Annotated in this window: 15 protein-coding genes; 6 read left to right on the forward strand and 9 right to left on the reverse strand. The window is 60.2% G+C overall.

What is annotated here, in order from left to right:
• Window positions 1-192: 192 nt before the first annotated feature.
• Window positions 193-3168 carry an NAD(P)-dependent oxidoreductase gene (locus FHT69_RS22640; protein WP_183905994.1) on the forward strand — a complete coding sequence of 992 codons (2976 nt, stop codon included), beginning with the start codon at window positions 193-195 and terminating at the stop codon, window positions 3166-3168.
• A 133-nt stretch (window positions 3169-3301) separates the two neighbouring features.
• On the opposite strand, the gene FHT69_RS22645 is transcribed toward FHT69_RS22640, so the two are convergent.
• From FHT69_RS22645 to FHT69_RS22665, 5 genes are read right to left on the reverse strand one after another with little or no spacing between them, the layout of a single operon-like run.
• Entirely contained in the window at window positions 3302-4357 is a 1056-nt protein-coding gene (locus tag FHT69_RS22645; RefSeq protein ID WP_183905995.1) for a maleylacetate reductase, read from the reverse strand.
• Window position 4358: 1 nt separating this feature from the next.
• Window positions 4359-5246 carry an intradiol ring-cleavage dioxygenase gene (locus FHT69_RS22650; RefSeq protein WP_183905996.1) on the reverse strand — a complete coding sequence of 296 codons (888 nt, stop codon included), beginning with the start codon at window positions 5244-5246 and terminating at the stop codon, window positions 4359-4361.
• 11 nt (window positions 5247-5257) lie between these two features.
• Window positions 5258-6232 carry a gamma-resorcylate decarboxylase gene (gene tsdA / locus FHT69_RS22655; RefSeq protein WP_047619739.1) on the reverse strand — a complete coding sequence of 325 codons (975 nt, stop codon included), beginning with the start codon at window positions 6230-6232 and terminating at the stop codon, window positions 5258-5260.
• Between the two features lie 23 nt (window positions 6233-6255).
• Entirely contained in the window at window positions 6256-7482 is a 1227-nt protein-coding gene (locus tag FHT69_RS22660; protein WP_097545071.1) for an acyl-CoA dehydrogenase family protein, read from the reverse strand.
• Window positions 7483-7501: 19 nt separating this feature from the next.
• The gene (locus tag FHT69_RS22665; protein ID WP_183905997.1) at window positions 7502-8005 is read right to left on the reverse strand and encodes a flavin reductase family protein; all 504 of its coding nucleotides are present in this window, start codon (window positions 8003-8005) and stop codon (window positions 7502-7504) included.
• A 336-nt stretch (window positions 8006-8341) separates the two neighbouring features.
• On the opposite strand from FHT69_RS22665, the gene FHT69_RS22670 reads away from it, so the two are divergent.
• Window positions 8342-9640, forward strand: a complete 1299-nt coding sequence (locus FHT69_RS22670; protein WP_183905998.1) for an aromatic acid/H+ symport family MFS transporter — start codon at window positions 8342-8344, stop codon at window positions 9638-9640.
• A gap of 138 nt (window positions 9641-9778) precedes the next feature.
• A complete protein-coding gene (locus FHT69_RS22675) occupies window positions 9779-10216 on the forward strand; it encodes a MarR family winged helix-turn-helix transcriptional regulator (RefSeq protein ID WP_183905999.1) in 438 nt (145 codons plus the stop codon).
• 93 nt (window positions 10217-10309) lie between these two features.
• Here the strand turns inward: FHT69_RS22675 and FHT69_RS22680 are convergent, their stop codons facing one another.
• The 4 genes from FHT69_RS22680 to FHT69_RS22695 form a co-directional block, all read right to left on the reverse strand.
• Window positions 10310-12529: an EAL domain-containing protein gene (locus FHT69_RS22680; protein WP_183906000.1), complete on the reverse strand. Its 2220-nt coding sequence runs from the start codon at window positions 12527-12529 to the stop codon at window positions 10310-10312.
• Between the two features lie 98 nt (window positions 12530-12627).
• Window positions 12628-14415, reverse strand: coding sequence for a methyl-accepting chemotaxis protein (locus FHT69_RS22685; protein ID WP_183906001.1), 1788 nt, complete (start codon window positions 14413-14415; stop codon window positions 12628-12630).
• A gap of 217 nt (window positions 14416-14632) precedes the next feature.
• Window positions 14633-16816, reverse strand: coding sequence for a DUF1217 domain-containing protein (locus FHT69_RS22690; protein WP_183906002.1), 2184 nt, complete (start codon window positions 16814-16816; stop codon window positions 14633-14635).
• A gap of 208 nt (window positions 16817-17024) precedes the next feature.
• Window positions 17025-17672 carry a TetR/AcrR family transcriptional regulator gene (locus tag FHT69_RS22695; protein WP_183906003.1) on the reverse strand — a complete coding sequence of 216 codons (648 nt, stop codon included), beginning with the start codon at window positions 17670-17672 and terminating at the stop codon, window positions 17025-17027.
• A 163-nt stretch (window positions 17673-17835) separates the two neighbouring features.
• On the opposite strand from FHT69_RS22695, the gene FHT69_RS22700 reads away from it, so the two are divergent.
• The 3 genes from FHT69_RS22700 (at window position 17836) to flgK (ending at window position 21808) form a co-directional block, all read left to right on the forward strand.
• On the forward strand, window positions 17836-18717 hold the full coding sequence (locus FHT69_RS22700; protein WP_183906004.1) for an EF-hand domain-containing protein: 882 nt from the start codon (window positions 17836-17838) through the stop codon (window positions 18715-18717).
• A 324-nt stretch (window positions 18718-19041) separates the two neighbouring features.
• The gene (locus FHT69_RS22705; protein WP_127431839.1) at window positions 19042-20334 is read left to right on the forward strand and encodes a flagellar hook protein FlgE; all 1293 of its coding nucleotides are present in this window, start codon (window positions 19042-19044) and stop codon (window positions 20332-20334) included.
• A 13-nt stretch (window positions 20335-20347) separates the two neighbouring features.
• Window positions 20348-21808 carry a flagellar hook-associated protein FlgK gene (gene flgK, locus FHT69_RS22710; protein WP_183906005.1) on the forward strand — a complete coding sequence of 487 codons (1461 nt, stop codon included), beginning with the start codon at window positions 20348-20350 and terminating at the stop codon, window positions 21806-21808.
• Window positions 21809-21810: the final 2 nt, after the last annotated feature.

The following is a 21810-nucleotide window of genomic DNA, read 5'->3' on the forward strand; positions in this document are numbered from 1 at the left end:
CATCTTCAAATCAGCTTCGAATGTGATTTGCGGGGTTACCGACCATGCCCTCGCCCTTATTCGTCGCATTACGTCACGCAGGCGTATGGATGACGCATTCCGCCTGCTGTTCGACGCATATGCCATCATCTTTCCCAGGCGTTCGCTTCATTATCGGCACCATGCCCCGCCTCAAGCACAGATAGGCAAACAATGATGAATATCGCGCAGATGCAGGAACAGCGACTGAAGGCGCTCGAATTGACCGGATCGGGCGCACCGAAGCGGCCTTCCAACCCGTTCTTCGGCGTCGGTCCGATCACGGATGCGACCACCGACGAAGTGGACAGCCGTCTTCGGAGCGCGGCCTTCGACGCGTGGATCGAGAAGACCTATCGCAAGTTCGATGACAGGGGTAACGACATCGGCGGCTTTACGACCGCCGAGATTTCCCGGAGCATGCATCGCGGCTATCCCGCAGACAAAATCCTGACCGACATGATGCGGGCGATCCATCGCTATTTCGGCTTTCCGAAGACGAACCGCATGGCAGTGGGACTCGGCGGCGGCCACAGCGGCTATACGGTCTGCATCCAGCATCTGATGAACGCCAACGACGCGACCCAGCATGTCTATGTCGATACGCCGCGGCCAGAGAGCGATCCCTCCAGGGCCGCCGGTTTCTTCCGCCAGTCTTGGGCCACGCAGTTGATCGAGATGCAGCGCTTCGCCGAAAAGGGCTGCGAGAGCCGCATTCATTTTGCCGCCTCCGAAGGCGTGATCCCGACGGCAGCGGAGCTGTCAGCCCTGGGCGTTTCGATCTTCGTCGGCGTCGGTCACGAAACGACCGGCGCCAATGCCTATACCAGCCGTGAGATCCGCGAACTTTTGAACTGGCTCGACGGCGATCCGGCAAATCGCCATGCGGTGTTCGATGCCACCTCGATGCTCGGCGCCATGCCGTGGGAGCCCGAACTGGTCAGCGCCGTCATGGCGAAGTGCTGCCTGTTCATGCCCTTCCAGAAGGCGATCGGCGGGGTTTCCGGCTATTTCGTCGCCTCCTTCACGCCGCATGCTTTGGCATTGATCGAGAAGAACCAGCAGGATCCGGCCTGGGCGATCCCACGCCAGTTGAAGATCGCACCGCCGATCGATCCGAGGCGGCCGTTTTCGGCGAAGCGCTCCGTCGATGCAGGGCCGTTCTACGATGCTGCCGAAGACCGCATGCTCGGCGGCGTCATCAACACCTACAGCGCGCTCGCTTTTGCCGAGACCACCTTCGGCCTGTTGCAGTCGGAGGCCCGGGTCGGCTCCGTCGTCGAGCTCAATCGCCGCTCTGCCGCCAATCGCAACGTGATCGACGACTGGGTCAAGTCGCATCCGCTTCTGTCGCTAACCGTCACCGATGCCGAGCGCCGCGGCGCGGCGGTGACGCTTCTGAAGGTCGAGGATGACGGCATCGCCGATGCCGACATCCATGCCCGCATCATCGCGCGATCGAAACAACTGCTCGGCTATGAGGGCATGACCCATCCGAACGGCGAATACGAGCCCGGCCTCGACGCGGCCCGCTACGTCAATGCTTTCCCGGGTACACCCGGCGACTACCGCGCCTGGGTTGGCGGCATCCGCGAGCCGGAAGATGTCGTCGCACTGCTGGAGAATCTGCAATACGCCTATCTGCGCGCCAAGATCGTCGTTCTCGAAGAGGAATTGGCGAAGGAGGGCGTCACGTTCGAGGCGCCTGCCGGCGCTGGTGCAACGGCCCGCAAGGACGATCCGGCGCGCGCCTATACCGTGCTGATCGCCGACCTGGTCGGCCTGCGCTTCGACGCCGGGGGGCAGCCGGATCACAGCGAGATCAAGGCCTATATCGAGGAAAAGGGTGGAGTCTTCCACCTCGGGGCGCTGGGCGACCGATCGACGCTCGAGAAGGGCCGCGTCCATTTCTTCTATCAGCCAAACCTGAGCACGGAGGCAGAGATCCTGCCGCAAACCGACAGGGGCCAGTACGACGCGCTGATCGCGGCGGCGACCTTCATCCCAAAAGCCTCCGTATTTCCGCTCGGCGGCGTGCGCATCGGTGCAGGCACCGGCAATATGGGCTCGGCCTCCTGGGGTGGCGGCAATGGCGAGGGCGGCAACGCGCCGCTGATGAATACGCCGGGCATCAACAGCCGGGCGACTGCTCAGATGGCGATCAAGGCGATCCTGAAGGTCGTGCCCGATCTGCCGGTCGACAGGCTGCATCGGATGGTCGCCGGGGGCGACTTCGATACAGGCCGCCAGCTCAAGGATTTTCCGACCGCCAAGCTCGAAGGCCGGAAAATCGCCATTCTCGGCTATGGCAATATCGGCCGCGAAGTCGCCAAGCTCGCCAAGGCTTTCGGCATGAAGGTGGCGATCTACGCCCGCCAGCATCACCAGCGCTGGATTGAGGCGGAAGGCTTCGACTACGCCAAGACTCCGGTTGAAGCGGCGAGCGGCGCCGACATACTCTCCGTCCATATCGGTCTCGGCCGCCTGGACGGGTCAACCGGCGTCTATTCCAACGCCGGCACTGTCGATGCGAAGGTGCTCGGCGCTATGAAGGATGGCGCGGTGCTGGTCAACTACGATCGGGGCGAGGTCGTCGATGTCGCCGCGCTCGACGAGGCCCTGTCGTCGGGCAAGATCGCTCATGCGGCGATCGACGCCGACCTCTTCAAGGACGCCGCGACCGGCAAGCTCAGCGGGCCGATACTTCCTTACCTGCCACTCGAAGAGCGCCATAAGGGCAAGCTGGAACTGCTGCCGCACGCCGCCGCCGACACCGACCATCCCTCACGGGTGAACGGCGCCAAGCAGGCGGTCGACCAGATCTTCGACGTCATCCGCTTCAAATCGGTCACCAATCTCAAGGGCGACCTGCCGGAGGGTTACGTGTCGGCCGGCAGCCGCACGCCGGCAGGCATCGGCCGGGTATCGAAGCAGGCAGTCGCGGAGGCCGGCGGCAAGACGGAGATCCTCAACGAGTTGCAGCAGACCTCGATGAAGGTCGCGGCGATCCTGGGCGGGCTCTCGGCCGTTTCGGATCCCTGCCATCGCAGCCGGCTCATCGATCGCTACACCGCCCTGCTCGTCGAAAGCGCCGACCGGCAGCGGGCGCTGCTCGACCAACTCGGGCTCTACGGTCCGGCGGAGGACTAACTTGCTGGCGGCCAACCAGCGCCGCCGGTCTTTGATGTCGCTCTGATGCCGCCGTGTTGCCATGGCGGCATGATTTCGGTCCTTTGACGCTCCACATTTGAGGATCGACAGCTATCGCGCAGCCCGAAAACAGTCAGTCGGGCCAAACGCCGTCGAATGCATCCGTCAACAGCGCGCGAATGGCCGGTTCGGTGACGGGCGCCGGGTTCCAATAGGGATTGGAAGTTGCCTCGATGGCCGCCGTCCCTATGCCTTCGGCCGGCATTCCGATCTGCGCAAGTGACAGGGGTGCCCCGATCTCCTGTGCGAGGTTGCGAAGCCCGGTTGCGGCATTGTCCGCTCGGAGTGCCCGCGCGACCTTCTGGGCCGCATCGGGAGCGGCCTGCATATTATACCGCATCACGTAAGGCAGGATCACGCTGTGGGTTTCGGCATGCGGCAGGTCGAACATGCCGCCCAGCGTGTGGCAAAGCTTGTGATGGAGCGCCATGCCGACGCAACCCAGGCTGATGCCGCAGAGCCATGCGCCGTAGAGAGCATCCGAGCGGGCTTCCACATCCAGGCCATCGCGGCCGATGCGCGGCAATGCCCGCGCCAGGGCGCGGATCCCGTCCTCGGCCATCAGATCGGTCACCGGATTGCGGTCGCGAGCATAGAGCGCTTCAACCGCATGCGCGATCGCGTTGAGGCCGCTGACCGCAGATAGACCCACTGGCAGCCCCAATGTCAGCGAGACATCATAGATCACCGTTTCCGGCAGCACGCGATTGCCCCGAAGCGTTGTCTTGCTGCCATTTTCGGTCTGTCCGAGAATGGGTGTCATTTCCGACCCTGCATAGGTCGTGGGCACGATGAGCTGCGGCAAATCCGTGCGCAGCGCGATCGCTTTGGAAAGACCGGTGGTCGAGCCGCCGCCAATCGCGATCACGCCGTCGGCACCGGCTTCAGCAGCGACCTTCATCGCCTCCATCGTCACCTCGACGGGAGTATGCATGACGGCGCCGGAAAAGACCGCGGCCTGGGGTCCGATCAGGCCCGCCACTCTTTCCGCTTCGCTCCGCTGATGCGGCGTCGAGAGAACCAGCGGCCGGGACATGCCGAGCCGCTTTGCCTCATCGGCAAGCTGTTTGAGCGTGCCGGTGCCGAAAATCACGCGCGTTGCCAATCCGGTATAGACGAAGTCCTCCATCTCAGATCTTAGCCCTTTTTGTCAGCACGAAATCCCAGTCCACCTGCCAATAAGGCGCCTTGAGGCCCTCGTCCTCGCCCACCGCATCCTCCTGCTGCGTCCGGAAATCGGCGATGAGACTCTCCTTCACTCCGAACACCGCATCCTGATCCAGATATTGGCAATCAGGGGGGAAGATATGGGTGACAACGGGATCATACTCCTCGGCGCTGACGATGAAATGGATATGCGCCGCGCGGTTCGGATGCCGGCCCAGGCGGCCCAGAAGCTTGCCCACCGGCCCGTCGTCGGGGATGGGATAATAGCGCGGCTTGACGGAGCGGAACCGATAGCTGCCCTCGCCGTCCGTCGTGAAGACACCACGCAGGTTCCAGTCCGGCTGCGTGCCCTTTTGCTGGACGTCATAGAAGCCGTCGTCATTGGTCTGCCAGACGTCGATCAATGCGTGCTCGATCGGATTGCCAGCGGTATCCCTGACGAAGCCGCCGACCACGAGCGGCTCGCCCTTGCCGTCGAGGCAGATATTCGCTCCCCGTGCATAACGCGGTGCTTCCGGCACGTAGAACGGACCGAGAATGGTGTTTTCCGTCGCGCCGGAAGGCCGACGATGGTTGATCGCATCGACCAGCATCGAAACGCCCAGCACATCCGAGAGCAGAATGTATTCCTGCCGCCATTCATTGCACATCTGGCCAGTTCTGGTGAGAAAGTCGATCGCCGTCAGCCATTCCTCATGCGTCGGCTCGATCTCTTTCACTGCGGCATGGAGATGCCGCACGAGAACCGACATGATCTCACGCAGGCGGGGATCGATATCCCCGCCCATGCGCGCATTGACGGCCTCGACCGAGTTTTCTTCGGTGAAAAGCGGGTACTTCGTCGCAGCCATCTCACCCTCCATCAAATGCCGAAGAGCAGTTTGGCATTTGTCCGGCCGATTTTCACCCTGTCCGCCTCCGCAATCGTCGTGGTGTCGAACCAATCGGCGGCATGATCGATATTCTCGAACGGCCAATCGGTCGAAAACAGGATCCGGTCGGCGCCGATTTCCAGCATGGCATCGATCAGCGTCTGGGTGCGGAAATTGCCTGAAGTCGTGATGTAGAAATTCTCGTTGAAATAGTCGGCGATGCGGCGTTTGGCCGGATATTTCGGCGGCACCTTGACCCAGGCGTTACGATTGTCGATGCGCCACATCATGTAGGGCAGACCTTCGCCCATATGGCCGAGGATGATACGGAGGTTCGGGTGTTCGTCGAAAAGTCCCGATCCCATGAGGCGCAACGCGTGGACCGCCGTCTCCTGGGCGAAGGCCCAGGTCGGCCCCATCAGCCAGGGGTGGCCCTCATAGATGCGGCTGTCCTCAGCCAGCGGATTGCGCGGGTGCAGATAGAAGGGCACATCGAGCGCGGCGACCGTCGCCCAGAAGCCGCGATATTGCGGCAGGTCGTAATAGAGCAGCGCATTGGTATCGGCGCGCTGGCTGAAGCCGTTGACCAGGGCTCCGACGAAGCCCATGTCCTTCACGCACCGTTCCAGCTCCCGTGCGGCGGCCTCGGGATCCTGGAGCGGCAGGGCCGCAAAGGCGCGAAAGCGGTCGGGACGTTTGGCGCATTCTTCGGCCAGCGCATCGTTGGCGCGGCGGGCAATATCTATGGCCCGTCCGGTTTCGGCGATTGCCTGGACGGCCGGTGCGTTGAGCGACAGGATCATGGTCTCGATCCCGTGCGCATCCATCAGCTTCAGTCGCTTGTCCTGAATGTCGAGCAATCGGGACTGAAGCTCTGTCCAGTAGTCTCCCGGGACGAAACCCGCCGAATCCATCAGCGTCTCGGGAATGGCGAAATGCTCTTCGAGCGCGATCTTGCCTTGCATGTTTCTCCTCCAACTTTCTCGTTTCAATATTGACCCTTGGGCTCGAGGCCGAGCATGTGCTGGCCGACCATCGTGCCGACGGCGTCCCAGTTCATGCTGATATGACGGCCGACGGCGTTGGCGTCGCGCCAGGCGCGCTGAACCGGATTGTCCATGTTGAGGCCAAGTCCGCCGGTGGAAGCGTTCAGGGCTTCGACGGCCCGGAGCGCCAGGGTGACGGCAAAGGACTGGCCGCGCCGGCTGAGCAATCTGTCCTCGATGGTGAATTCTCGTCCTGAACCCGCCAGCTCCTCGGCGCGCGCCACATCCCGGAGCAGGATCTCGCGGGCTGCGTCGACGCTGGCAGCGGCATCCGCCACCCTGAGCTGGATTGTCGCAAATTCTGCCATGCGGCTGTTGCCGCCCGCGACCGCCCCCCGGGTCACACGGCTACCTGTTGATGCGACATAGCTTTCCAACGCGCCTTTCGCGGCGCCGACAGCGGCGGAAGCGAGGCAGGACGGAATGCCGGTGAGAAGCGGCATGTTGAAAAGGCCCTTGTCGGCATAGAGGCCGGCGCCCGGCGTCCGGCCGCTGGTGGCCTCCGGGAAAGTGAGCACGCGATGCTTCGGCACAACGACATTGGCGAGAATGAGGGTCTTGGAGCCGGTGCCCGCCAGTCCCGCGACATCCCATGTGTCTTCGATTTCATACTGCGTCGCAGGCACCAGCAGGAAGGCCGGAACCGGCTTGCTGTCACCTTCAGCGGGCAGGACGGCGGCGCAGAGCGACCAGTCGGCATTCTCGCAGCCGCTGGCAAAAGCCCAGCGGCCGTTCAGCCGATAACCGTCTTCGGTGGCCTCGGCCAAGGAGGCGGGCGCATAGGAGCCGCAGAGAAGCGCATCCGGATTTTTGCCCCAGACGTCATCCTGCGCGGCCTTCGGAAACATTGCGAGCAGCCATTGATGAGCGGCAAGAAGACCCGCGACCCAGCCGGTTGAGGCACAGGCCGAGGCCAGTTCGAGATTGGCGTCGACGAGATCGGCGAAGGGCCCGGGCGCGCCACCATAAGCGGCCGGCTTGACCGCATCGAAATAACCGGCAGCGCGAAGAGCTGCGATGTTTTCCGCCGGTACCCGGCGTGCCTTTTCGGTTGCCTGCGCACGGTCCTTGAAGGCCGGCAGGAGCGGCAGGATGCGGTCCTTCAGCACAGCGCCGCGAATGGGGCGTGCGATATTATCGGCCCCGCCTTCGATGATCTCAAGCTTCATATTCTCCTCCTTGGCGGGATCAAGCCGCCGGCTGCGAGACGCAGTAGCGGGCGTCCTCGTAGATGAGCGGTATGGTGTTGGGGTCGACGGTCGCGTGAACGACCTGCCCAATGAAAAGTGTGTGAGTGCCGTAGGGCACGGCCGCCATGCGGCGGCAGACGACATTGGCGTTGGCGCCGTCGAGGAGCTGCATTCCGGCTTCGTGCCGCCGCCAGTTCGCCAGTCCGAAGCGCGCATGCGGCTCGACTTTGCCGGCGAATGCCTCAGACAGCGGCCGCTGCGCGTGACTGAGGACATTCACCGCGAAATCCGGCTGACAAAGCAGCATTTCGTGCAGCAGGGTCCTGTTGTTAAGGCAGACCACAAGCGAGGGCGGATCCATGGAAACGGAGGTGACCGCCGTGACCGTCATGCCATGGTCGATACCGTCCTTCACCGCCGTGATCACGGTCACTGTCGCTGGAAATTTGCGCATTGCGGCACGAAAATTCGCGCCGACCACTCCATCGGATAAAATCTGCATGATCTCTCTCCCATTCCGATTTCCAACATTTATTTGCATTTGCAATTATTGTCAACGCAAATAGTTTCCTATTCGTGATGACGAGACCTGCGATTGGATAACCTGCAGATGCGTTCCCACCGCCTGCCGGAAGATAATTTTGATCGCACCATATTTTCTATTGCAATATTTGCATTTGCAATATTCTATAGTCTTACGCGTCGGGTGGGAGAGGATTATCGGGCAGCGTGCCAAGCGCGCCGTTCAGAAGCCCGATGACGACGGAGGTAATCTTTGATTTTCTAGGCTCCAGGACAGCTGAAGCCTTTTTCAAAGCGAGATCACGGAGGAGGAGCCATGTCTTCGCAGGAAATGAGCGCCATGGTGGCGCAGACCAAAACGACGGCAAGTGTCATTGCCATGTGCGGCTTCATGATATTGTTCGACGGCTATGACCTGGTCGTCTACGGGGTGATCGCACCAGCGCTACTCAAACAGGCGGAATGGGCGCTGGATCCATCCCTCGTCGGCCGTGCCGCCGCCTTGACCCTGTTCGGCATGCTGCTGGGCGCGGCAATCGCCGGGACGCTCGCCGATCGCATCGGCCGGAAGAAAGTCGTTCTCGGCAGCCTCGCCAGTTTTTCCTTCATGATGATCGCCAGCGGGCTTGCTCCGAACTTCCCGGTCTTCGCGGCCACGCGTTTCCTGAGCGGGCTCGGGCTCGGCGCACTTTTGCCGACCGTGACCGCGCTCATTCTCGAATTTTCGCCCACCAAACGGAAGGCGCTGGCCAACTCCCTGTCCTTCATGGGCTATCTGCTGGGCGGCATCCTTTCCGGCATTCTCGGCATGCTTCTTCTTGAGCATTACGGCTGGCGCCCCCTGATGATCATTGGCGGCGCGCCTTTGCTGGCACTGCCGTTCCTGATCAAATCACTGCCCGAATCGCCCGACTGGCTCGCCGCCAAGGGCCGCCGCGCCGAGGCCGACGCCGTTTGCGACAGCTTCGGCCTGGAACGGGTTCCGCACCAGCCGACAACTTCGGAAAAACAGGGCGTACGGGCGCTGTTTGCGGAAGGGCGGCTTGCGCTGACGCTGAATGCCTGGGCGATTCACTTCTGCTCTCTGTTGCTGACTTTCGGCATGGTGAACTGGCTGCCGACCATCATGAACAAAATGGGCTACGACATCAGTTCGGCGCTGCTGTTTGCGATCATGCTCAATGTCGGCGCCGCCATCGGTATCGTCATTGCCGGCCGGATTGCCGATAGGGGCCATGTGAAGATGACTGTCGCCGTGCTGTTCGCCATCGGCGCGGGGGCGATCTACATGCTCACACTGAAGCAGGGTGTTTTCATGTACGCGCTTGTCGCTCTTGCCGGCGCTGGAACGATCGGAACCCAGATCCTCTCGAATGTTCTGGTTGGCCGCTTCTATCCAGTCCAGATCCGCGGAACCGGGCTCGGATTTTCGCTTGCGGTCGGCCGCCTTGGTGGCATGGCCGGGCCGCTGATCGGCGGCGCAGTGCTGCAGCGGGGCCTCGCACCGGAGTGGAACTTCTACATCTTCGCCATAGCGGCCGTGGTCGGCTGCGCTTTGACGGCCCTCACCTTCCTCCATGGCACGACCGAAAAGGGAGACGTCGTCGTGCACTGACTAGCTAAGGCAAGCACGCCCGCGACCATGGCCGGCCTCGATGAGGCCGGCTTTCATTTGTCCTGACGAACGCGACTTTTGATTGCACATGCCCTCGCCTAACGCTATTCAGTGCGGATGCAATAGTTGTGAGCGAAAATGTCCTATCGATTTACCGGATCCTTTCCCTATCTTCTCAATCGCGTCGGCGTGCGCATGGGGGAGCTTTTTTCGGAGCGGCTGGGCGATTTTGACGTTACCTTGCCCATGTACCGCGTCCTTGCGATCCTGAAGCAGGAGGGACCGCAAAGGCTGACAGATCTGAGCCCCATGGTTACGGTCGAGCTCTCCACCCTGTCGCGCCTGGTCACTGTGATGAAGAAGAAGGAACTGGTGTCGCGCACCCGGCCCGACGACGGCCGCACGGTTTCGATTGCGCTGACCCCCTCGGGCGATGCGCTGGTGCAGAAATTGATGCCGCTCGCAGCAGAATTCGAGGCGGTCGGCGTCGAGACGTTCAGCGAGGCGGAGGTGGCCTGGCTGAAATCGGCGCTGAAGATCATCCATACCAACCTGGACAAGCTCGAAGCACGCTGATCTGCTGATGTGGACGCTATCTCAGGCCCGTCCCGATGGCGCAAAGGAGCGCGGGGACGGCCCCGCACCAAGTTCGACACGCCATCTTGATGACTATCCGAAGAGCAGCAGACCCGTCCGCGATTCTCCTGAAATCTCCGTGCAATGTGGCTTTGATGCAGATAGGTAGCTGCCCACATGTTCGCGGTCCATCGGCTTGTTAAACAAATAGCCCTGGAGGGTAGTACAGCCCATTTCCAGCAAGCACATTGCCTGCCGATGGCTTTCGACACCTTCCGCCGTGACCTTCATATCGAGCTTCCGCGCCAGGTTGAGCACCAGTTCTACGATTGCGAGGCTCGATTCATCCACGAGCATGGTGTCGATGAAGCTCTTGTCGATTTTGATGATATCGACGGGCAGGCTCCGCAAATGTGTCAGCGATGCATAGCCCGTCCCGAAATCATCGAGCGCCACGGCCAAGCCTCTTTTCCGCAAACGTTGCAGCGTTGTTGCAACAGTGTCTTCCAAGCCCTGCAGGAAGACGGTTTCCGTCACTTCGAGCACGAGCTTATCGAGCGGAATGCCTCTCGACGCGAACGCACCAACGATGCGGCTTTCCAGGTCACCCCTCATGAAATCAGAGGCGCTGACATTGATGCCAACCCGTCCGAAACTCAGCCCCCGGTCCATCCATTTGCAGATATCGGTCGCGACATGATCGAGCATGCATGTCGTAATGTGATGGGAAACACTCGAGTCCGTGAAGGCTTCATGAAATTGCGCCGCCGATACGACTGATCCATCGGGACGTTGCATTCTCACCAGCGCTTCAAACGCCCATACCTGACCGTCGGCGCAGCTCACGATTGGCTGATAATGCGGCACCATTCGATGCTCGGTAAGCGCCAACTCCACCTCTCGGACGATCTGAATGCGATGGGCTATCCTCGAACGCAGGCTGGGCTCATATTGAACGTAGCTTCCACGCCGTGTTTCCTTGGCGTGATACAGGGCGAAGTCTGCGTTTTGCGAAAGCGTCGCCGCATCCATTTCACCTTCCGAAATCGCGCCTCCCACGGTTATCGTGGGATTTATCGTTGATCCCGCGACCTCCAGAGGGCGGCCGATATATTCAATCAGGTGTCGCGCGAGTGAACGCATTACCCGCGCGTTTGCGGGTGCGTCCAGAACAACCGAGAATTCGTCGCCGCCGAGGCGAAAGACCTTTCCGCGCTTTCCCAAGCGCTCGTCCAGACGGGATGCCACGCCTTTCAGCAGCAGGTCACCGGTCGCATGGCCCAGGATATCGTTCACCTGCTTCAGACGATCGACGTCGACCAGCAGCAAACCGATGGAGGCGGCGTCCGTCGCTGTGAGCCTCTCCATATGAGCATTGTATGCCGCCCGGTTGGCAAGCCCGGTCAGGGGATCGGCATTTGCCGCCTGGAGCAAACGTTGCTCGTAGCGCACTTTTTCGGAAACATCCTGAACGATGCCGAACAATCGTTTTGGCTCACCGTGCAGGTGTTCGATATCGCTGACCACGCGAATCCATCGTTCTTCGCCTTCTGGCGTTATGATGCGATACTCTTTGTCAACGCCGATCTCCGAGCCATTCAGGAGACCGCGAATCCTGCGCCTGACGCCGTCGCGCTCTTCCGGAGCATAGCAGCCGATCACCTCCTCCGAGGTCATTCGTTTACCGACCGGCAATCCGACAGTGCGATAAATCTGGTCCGACCAGATGATCGTGCCGGTGCTGAGATCCATCTCAAAGCCACCGACTTTGGCAGAGCGCTCGGTCTGTTCGAACCGAGCCTGCTTCAACTCCAGTTCACGTTGCTGCTCTTTCAGCTGGCTTTGCTGACGATGCTCCCGAATCAGGCCCACGACGACGCTTGCCAGGTTCCGGAGCTGTTCGAGATCCCGATCGCCGAAACGGCGGGTCTTCGTATCGAGGACACAAAAACTGCCGTAGCAGGTCTCCCCTTCCAAAAGCGGAACGCCCGCGTAGAATTGGACGGAACACTCGTTCACGAACGTGTTTTCCCAAAAGCGGGAATCTTTGCCGGCATCTTCAACGACGAGCGGCAACCCTGTTTCCACAACATGGCCGCAAAAGGAATGCTCGCGTGACGTCTCTTTCAAAGTGAAGCCTTGCTGGGCCTTGAACCACTGCCGCTGCTCGTCGACGAACGAAACCAATGCCATCGGCATGTTGAATATATTGCAGGCCAGACGGACGATAGCGTCGAACTCTGTCGTCGGCGGTGTATCGAGAATGCTTGCCTCGTAGAGAAGGTTTAATCTTTCATCTTCGGTAAGGGACATGCGACCTTACTCCTCGCAGTGCTGCGTGACGCGGAGTGAGACCCTTCATGGATCATGGAAGCGGACGAACTTGCCGCCGACAGCAATTTCTGGGTTGATCAGAATTCTTCCCAATCAGACTTCAGCGCGGCGGCGGCCGACCCGCGCTGGACGGACGCGGCGGGCGACGTACGAACAACTTTCAAAGCCGTCGGTGCGGGCACATGACGATCCGCCTGCGTGGATGAAAGTCTCGATATCGGAGCATCGTCGAAACGGAACTGTTCAAGAAGCTTGAAAAGTGCGGCGGCCTCGCGTGCGAGGCCATGGCTCGCAGCCGTCTGTTCCTCGACCATCGCGGCATTCTGCTGCGTTCCCTGGTCGACGGTGTTGATGGCCTGGTTGATCTCGCCGAGCGCCGTCGATTGCTCGCGCGCCGCCTCCACGATCGCCGTGACATTGGTGTTGATGTCGTGAACCTGACTGGCGATTTCCTGAAGCGCGGATCCGGCATTCGTGACGAGGGCGACGCCCTTTGCGACGTGAGAACCGGAGGCTGTAATCAGGCTCTTTATCTCCTTTGCAGCTTTCGCCGACCGCTGCGCCAACTCCCGGACCTCCTGAGCAACGACCGCAAAACCCTTGCCGGCCTCCCCTGCCCGTGCCGCCTCTACGCCGGCATTGAGCGCCAAGAGGTTCGTCTGGAAGGCAATCTCATCGATGACGCCGATGATATTGGAAATTTCGCGCGACGAGGTTTCGATCTGGTCCATCGCTCCGATCGCATCACGAACCACCTGGCCGGAATGTTCCGCATGGTCTTTGGTGCGGGAGACGAGTTGACCGGCCTCCTCGGCGCGGCGGCTCGAATCCTTGACCGTCGTCGTGATTTCCTCAAGGGCGGCCGCCGTCTCTTCGACGGATGCCGCCTGCTGCTCGGTACGCTTTGCCAGGTCGTCGGCGGCGGTGCGGATTTCGTTGGAACCGGCCGAGATCGCCTTGGCATTTTCGGCCACCGTTGCCATCGCGTCCTTCAACTTTTCCGAAGCGCTGTTGAAGTCGGTGCGCAGCCGTTCCAGCGAAGGAATGAAAGGCTTCTGGATCGTCTGCGACAGGTCGCCATCTGCAAAATTCGTCAGGCAACGGGCGAGCTGTTCAACATTCTCGACACGCGCCGTGACATCGGTTGCGAACTTCACGACTTTGAACACTTTGCCGTTCAGGTCGAAGATCGGATTATAGGAAGCCTGGATGTAAACCTTCCGTCCGCCCTTGCCCACACGCATGAATTCGTCGGCAACCAGTTGGCCGCCCGCAAGTTTCCGCCAGAATTCCTTGTAGGCCTCCGACTTGGAATAGTCGCTTTCGCAGAACATCGAGTGATGCTTGCCCTGGATTTCGGCAAGCGAATAACCAAGCGCGGTCAGGAAATTGTCGTTTGCGGTCAGGATTTCGCCGGCCGGCGTGAATTCGATGATCGCCTGAGCCCGGGACAATGCGTCGATCTTGCCCGCATGCTCGGCAGATTTCAGCTTCTGCGCGGTGATATCGGTTGCAATCTTGATGACCTTGACCGGCTTCCCGCGACGGAACACCGGATTGTAGGATGCTTCGATCCAGACCTCGCGCCCGCCTTTGCCGAGACGTTTGTATTGCTGTTGATCGAATTTTCCGGCTGACAGCTTCGTCCAGAAGGCCTTGTATTCTGCCGAGGATGCATAGGAAGGTTCGATAAACATGCTGTGATGTTTTCCGACGATCTCCCTCAACTCGTAACCAAGCGCCCTGCAGAAGTTTTCGTTTGCGGTGAGGATCTTGCCCGACAAATCAAACTCGATCATGGCTTGCGAATTCGATAGAGCCGCAAGAACAGCGACAGCATTTGCACCACGATCAAGAATATTCACTCGCAAATCCTCCTAGATTCATCGCTGTCGATCCAGCCATTTTGCGAATATTCGCTTATGCTCATTAACGGGGATTTAATTATGAATGTGACGTGCAGTATATTTTATTTTCAACCAGCGCTGCATTCATCAGGCGCATCCGGGCAAAGACAGCCGGCGGCCGGCCCTGCCGCGGGCAGCGATGCAGCCTCCCCGGGAACGGCGCACTGCAGGCCGCTCAGCTGCTTTTCAACTGCGCCACCGCAAGCAGCGTATCTGCGCTTATTGTCGACGAGCCGGTCAGGATCGAAAGGGCGGACGACGTGGTGCCCGTACCGTTGGCCATGTCATACATGGCGGTGAAGCGTTGGATCAGATCGTCGACTTTGTCAGGATCCGACAGATCCTCCATGTCGATGAAATTGTTGACCATCTCGGCTTGCTTCTCGACGTCCATATTCGAGACGTAACTGGACAGGTTGAAGGTCGTCGTAAAGAACTCGAAGAGCGCGCTGTCGCCCAGAATGTCATAGGCGTTCGAGATCTCCGGCGCCTTGCGTTCGAAATAGAGGGCAAGGCGCACGCCGGTGTTACTGTCGCCCTGATCGTCTTCGAGCGTCAGCCTGACATAGGAGTCGATCGTTTCCAGCACGTCGCCGCGCTGCTGCACGGTCCCGGTCGGATCGGCGGAAATATTGCCGTCCTGATCGAAATTGAACGAGCCGACGAGTTCGGCGAAACGACTGTCGTCCAGCTTGTTGACATAACTATCTTCGTCGTCGAGATCGGAAGAGAACATCTTCTTCAGTTCGTCCGACGTGACATCGTCCGGGTCGAGCCCCTTCGCCTCAAGCGCGAAGCTAACCAGGCGATCGTCGGCCAGAAATTCACTGGCCGTCGTGATCGTCGCCATCTGCTCGCGAAAATAGGTGATCTCGTCATTCGCCGCGTCGGTCGCCTCGGTCAGCTCGTCGCCTTCGAGGTATCGGATCTTGTTCTGCTTGTAATAGGCGGCGTAGTCGTCGACGACGGATTCCGACATGGCCTGCAAGGGAACGGTGACGTCACCATTGTCGTCGAAGTTGAATGCTTTGCGAAAGGCTACGAACCGGTCGTCGTTCAGGCTGTTGACATAGCTTTTCGAGTCCGTGGGATCGCTTTCGAGAATTTTCCGGACCTCGCTTCTCGAAACGCTGTCGGGATCTATGTCATAGGCGCGCAACGCCATTTCCCACAGCTCGGGGAGATCGTCGTTGTCGTCATCGTCGTCATCGGCATTCGACACGAGGAAATCATCGATCGAGGTGACGCTGGCGATGCGCGTCGTATAGTTGTCGGTGGCGTCTTCCGTGCTGGTATTGGCGACCAGCACTTCATAATTTTCATCGAAGGCTGCCGTGGTCGTGGCGGTCTGGTCCGAGGTCTGGGCGGTGTCGCCATCGGCAAGCGCGCCGTCCTCGTCGAAATTGAAGGCCGCGTGCAGGTCGGACAAACCGATCGCTTCGGCGATGTCGGCGCTTTTCAGCGCCGCCGAAATGTAGCTGTCGGATTCGTCGTCGGAAAGGCCGTAGGCAATCCTGAGATAGCCGACCAGCTTGTCGTCGCTCATCAATTGGTCGACGGAGGTGATGTTGCCAATTTCAGCAGCGAAATAGGTGTCGTAGGCCTCCCCGGTTTCCGTGGACGCGATCGTCGACGAGGCCACCGCATAACCGCTCGTCACCAGCGAGATCTGGTCTTCCGACATCACATCGCCGTCGGTCGAGCCATCCTCGTTGAAGTTGAAGGCCTTTGCCAGGCTGACATAGACGTCGTCGCCGAGCTGGTTGACGAAACTGTCGGCATCATCCAGATCGCTCGTCAAAACCTGCTTCAGGAAGCTGCTGGACGTGTATTCGGTGCTGAGGCCGAAGGCCGTCAGCGCATAGTTCTTCAGTCTGGAGCTCGACAGGAAATCATCGACCGAGGTGATCGACGAGATATTCTCTTCGAAATAATCCGTCTCATCCGTGATGTCGTCCGCCTCGGTGTCGAAGGATTCCTCATAGGCATCGAGCAGATTGTCCCGCTGCACGTCTGACTGCGCCGTCTTCGTCTCGCCCCCGAATTTGAAGGCGGCGGCGAATTCGGCATAGCGGCTATCGCTCAAAGTGTTGGCGAAACTCGATGAATCGCTGAGGTCGCTTTCCAGCACCTTCTTCATGAAGGCCTTGGCATAGGTCATGTCCTCTAGCCCGTATGCCTTCATGGCATAGGAGTAGAGTTTGTAATCGCCCATGAATTCATCGACCGTCGTGACCTTGTCGATGTTTTCCTTGTAGTAGTCACTGTCGCGGGAAACCGTTGCCTGTGAAGCCACACTCGAGAGACTGGCGCTCAGATTTCTGGCGACCGAGAGGTAGCTCACATAGGTGGAAACCAACGCCTGTCCCTTTCATGAGCATGCGCGCGCGAAAGCCTGCCGGCCGCCACGGTTGAAACTTTTCATGTTTGCTGAGATGTTGCCGCCGTTCATGGCGCTGACGGACCGCATTCATGCGGCCGAATCAATTTAATAGAACCACATGGTACTATAATTCTTCGAAAATGCAACAGGACGTCGAAAGCCGAGGGATCGCGGCTTTATCGGGTCACGCGGCGCCGACGCCCGCGGCAAAGATTGCAATGCAGCGCCGGAGATGGGCAAGCAGTGCCGCCCGGTCGGGCCAGGCCTGAGCACGCCCTTCCGGCGGCCCCATGCCACCGAAGATCATATCCATCAGCATGCGGGCTCCGCTGGTCGGATCATCAAGCGACAGCCTGCCTTCGGCCCTGCGGTCGCTCAGCCAGTCGGCAAGCTGCTGCCGGCTGGCACGCATGCCTTCGCGCTGCAGAATGTCGACGAGTTCGGGAAACTGCCCCGCTTCGCGAAAGACGAGTTGCAGGAAACCGGCACGATCGGCATCCTTGTCCTCATCCATGTCGATCATGAAGATGCGTTCAAGGCTCTCGGCGATCGAGAGATCTTCCGGAGGCCGAGGCAGGTCGAGCATCATGCGCCGATGAGCACCGACCACGGCGGCAAACAGCTCTTCCTTGCTCTGAAACAGCTTGTAGAGCGTCTGTTTCGAAACACCCGCCTCGGTGGCGACGACCGCGGTCGTGCTTCCGGCGTAGCCGTATTTTACAAAAACGCGGCGGGCAATCTCGACGATATGCACGCGCTTGTCATCGTCGCTGGAGACTTTCGGCCGGCCCCGTTTGCGCGGCTCATCTGCGGCATCGTCGGCAACATCCATGATGATCTAGACCGCCTCATCGAAGCACAAGCCGACGCCCGCAGAAAGGAGACTGCGATTTCTGAGGGACGATTTTTTCGGTTGTGGCATTAGTAATTTCGATTTAGAGAACTCATAAGTTCTGTAATGCGTTGCATCCCCACCCTCTAGCGATGGAGCGCTTATGACGACCATTTCCGCCGCAACGTCAATGTCTTCCTATTCCTATAGCAAGAGTTCGACGTCAGCGTCCCAGGACGTCCTATCCTGTAATACGGTTTCGGCAAAAAAATCAACCACAACCCAGCAGCTCAGCGAAGACGCGGCCAACAGCGCTGAGAAACTCATGTCGCAGTTGATGTCGCTGACGATGAACGGCCTCGCCGATCAGTCCGCTTCCAGCGAGCAGCAGGACGGCGGCGCAGACATGGACGTTGCGCAGCTGGACAGCGACGGCGACGGCTACGTCAGCAAGGCCGAGTTCGTCGCAGCCCGGCCGTCCGATGTGTCGGAGGATCAAGCCGGCACGCTGTTCGACAGCTTCGACAGCGAAGGTGCCGGCTCGCTATCGGTCGATGCGCTGACCGAAGCCATGTCCGCCCAGCAGTCGGAACGTGCCGAGGGGCCGCCACCCCCGCCACCTTCCGACGATGACGATCTTGCATCCCTGCTCTCCGATCTCGATACCGACGGCGACAGGCAGGTAAGCAAAGCCGAATTCGTTGCAGGTCGGCCGTCCGATGTGAGCGAGGAGCAGGCCGGCACGCTGTTCGACAGCTTCGACAGCGAAGGTGCCGGCTCGCTATCGGTCGATACGCTGACCGAGGCCATGTCCGCTCAGCAGTCGGAACGCCCCGAAGGACCGCCGCCGTCGTCCAGTGACGATGACGACGACCAGTTTGCATCCCTGCTCTCCGATCTCGATACGGACGGCGACGGGCTCGTGACATTGGACGAATTCATGGCGGGTAAGCCGGATGACGTCACCGAAAGCCAGGCGAGCCAGCTCTTTAGTCTGCTCGACACGTCAGGCGCCGGTTCATTGTCTGCACAGTCCACGAGCTGACGGTCGTTAAGCCGTCGCCATTGCGGTCGCTGGAGGATCTGCAATGAGACGGTTTTAAGCGACCCGGCAGTTGAGCCGGCAGAGCCTTCAGTCGGGTCGCTTCCGAAATATGGAAACGTTCGAAGTGTGCGCCGTCACAGGCGCACGGATAACCAGCGCGCGGATGAGCCGAAGCGCCTATCGCCATCACGGGGTCAGTCCAGACAATCAGATCATCGACCGGTGTCGGCTTTTGCCCGGCGCCAGCGATGTCGTGCGCCCGCCATCCGGGCTCTGGAAGCCTTTCGTCACATGGCATGTTCCCAAACCTTAAAGGATCGAGCCATGAGCATTTTTGGAAGCATGAAAACCGCCGTCTCCGGCATGAGCGCCCAGGCAAACCGGCTCAGCACGGTTTCCGACAATATCGCCAATGCCAACACCACCGGCTACAAGGCCGTTTCCACGTCCTTCTCGTCGCTGGTCCTGCCGTCTTCGTCGGGTAATTACAATTCCGGCGGCGTCCAGACTTCCGTGCGCCAGGCGATTTCCGAACAGGGCGACATCTCCTACACGACCTCCGATTACGACCTGGCGATCTCGGGAGACGGGTTCTTCATCGTGCAAGGTGCCGACGGCACGCCGGTGCTCACCCGGGCCGGCGACTTCTCTGTCGACAGCGACGGCAATCTCGTTAACGGCGCCGGCTACACGCTGATGGGATATTCCTATGATTCCGGCGTGCCGGCGGTGGTCGTCAACGGTTTTGACGGCCTGGTGCCGGTCAACGTGTCCCAGTCGGGATTGAGCGCCGTTGCCTCGAGCAGCGCCTATTTCAGCGGCAACCTGAACTCCGAAGCGACCGTCGTTACCGATACGACGACTTTGCCGAGCGCCAACACGTCGAGCGTTACCGACGACACGCAGAAAATGTCGCTGGTTGCCTATGACAGCCTCGGCGCTACCGTCCAATACGACTACTATTTCACCAAAACCGGTGTGACGACGGATTCGAGCGGCGCGGTCACCGGAAGCACCTGGGAGGTCGCGGTTTATCGCAATGCCGACGCAACCACCGGCGGCACGACGTCCTTCCCCTACTCCTCCGACGCCGTCAGCGTCGCGACGCTCTCCTTCGACGCCGACGGACAGCTCACCTCGGCGACCGACACGGATATCGTCGATCCGACGACGGCACAGACGATCACCATGGACTATTCGGATTTCACCCAGCTCGCCTCCGACTTCTCGGCGACGGGCTCGGCCGACGGCCAGGCCGCGAGCGCTGTGAGTGCGGTCTCGATCGGCACGGATGGTGTGGTGTCGGTCTCCTATGCCAACGGCACGACGAAGTCTCTCTACCAGATTCCTCTCGCGACGGTCGCAAGCCCCGACAATCTGACGCTGCTCAGCGGCAACGTCTACACCGCCAACGGAATGTCCGGCGTGACGGTCACCGGCTTCCCGCAGACCAACGGCCTCGGCTCCATCCAGTCCGGCGCTCTCGAAAGCTCGAACGTCGATCTCGCCGGCGAACTGACGGAGATGATCGAAGCGCAGCGCAGCTATACCGCCAATTCGAAGGTGTTCCAGACCGGCTCCGATATCATGGATGTCCTCGTCAATCTGAAACGATAGGGAGGGCGTCGGCATGTCGCTCACCTCCGCCTTAAACAGCGCACAAAGCATCTTCAACAATACCGGCCAGCAAAGCAGCGTCGTCTCGACGAACATCGCCAATGCAGGAAACTCCGACTATGTGAGACGGGAAGCGTCGATCACGACATCCCTGTCCGGCGCGCAGGTCGTCAGCATCAGCCGGGCGCAGGAAACCGCGCTTCTGTCTCAGTACCTGCAGACGAATTCCAAGGACAGCGCCCAGCAAACGCTGCTGACCGGCCTTGAAAGCTTGAAGTCGCTGGTGGGCGGCAATGACTACGAGACCTCGCCAAGCACTTATCTCGCGGCATTCCAGCAGGCGCTCCAGACGTTCGGCACCTCGCCGAGCAGCACGACCGCGGCACAATCGGCCGTCACCGCCGCGCAGGATCTTGCCAATTCGCTGAATACCGCAAGCGACGGCGTTCAGTCGATCAGAACAGAGGCCGACGCGGAAATCGCCACGCAGGTCTCGACGCTGAATACGCTGCTGTCGCAGTTCGAGACGGCAAACAACGCAGTCAAACTGGCGACATCGACCGGCGCGGATACATCCTCGGCGCTCGACGAGCGCGAAAAGCTCTTGAAGCAGATCTCCTCGATCGTCGGCGTCAATTCCGTCGTCCGCAGCAATAACGACATGGCGCTCTACACCTCGGATGGCACCGTGCTGTTCGAGACCGTACCGCGCACCGTCTCATTCACCTCGACAGCAACCTATGTCGCGGGAACGGAGGGCAATTCCGTCTACATAGACGGGGTTGCGCTCGACGCCGGCGAAGGATCGACGACCACTGCCTCGGGCAGCCTGCAGTCATTGCTGCAGCTTCGCGACGAGGTCGCCCCGACCTTCCAGGCCCAGCTCGACGAGATCGCCAAATCGCTCGTCCAGATCTTCTCCGAAACCGACGGCAGCACGAGCGCACCCGGACTTTTCGTGTGGACGACAGCATCGGGCGCAACCGGGACAACGCCGTCCGACACCGACGATATCACCGGGATCGCGTCCACCATCTCGGTCAATACAGCCGTCGTCACGAGCGAGGGCGGTGATGCGACGAAGCTGCGCGATGGAACGATCAGCGGCATCACCGATCTCAATACGTCGGGAGACAGCGGCTTCTCGGACAATCTCGACGCCCTGTACGAGGCATTGACGGAACAGCGCTCCTTCTCTTCCGATGCCGGCCTCTCCACGACGCAAAGCCTGACGGACTATGCCAGCGCCTCCATCGGCTGGCTCGAGCAATATCGCAGCGATGCGACGACGGCCTCCGAAACCACTTCGGCGGCCCTGTCGCGCTCCGACGAGGCTTATTCCAATGAAGCGGGCGTGAACCTCGACGAGGAGCTGACGCTGCTTCTCGACATCGAACAATCCTACAAAGCGGCGACGAAAATCCTGAACGTCATCGACGACATGTTCAAGTCGCTCCTCGACATAGCGAGCTAGTC

It is taken from the genome of Rhizobium sp. BK008, assembly GCF_014197345.1.
GTDB classification, from domain to species: domain Bacteria; phylum Pseudomonadota; class Alphaproteobacteria; order Rhizobiales; family Rhizobiaceae; genus Rhizobium; species Rhizobium anhuiense.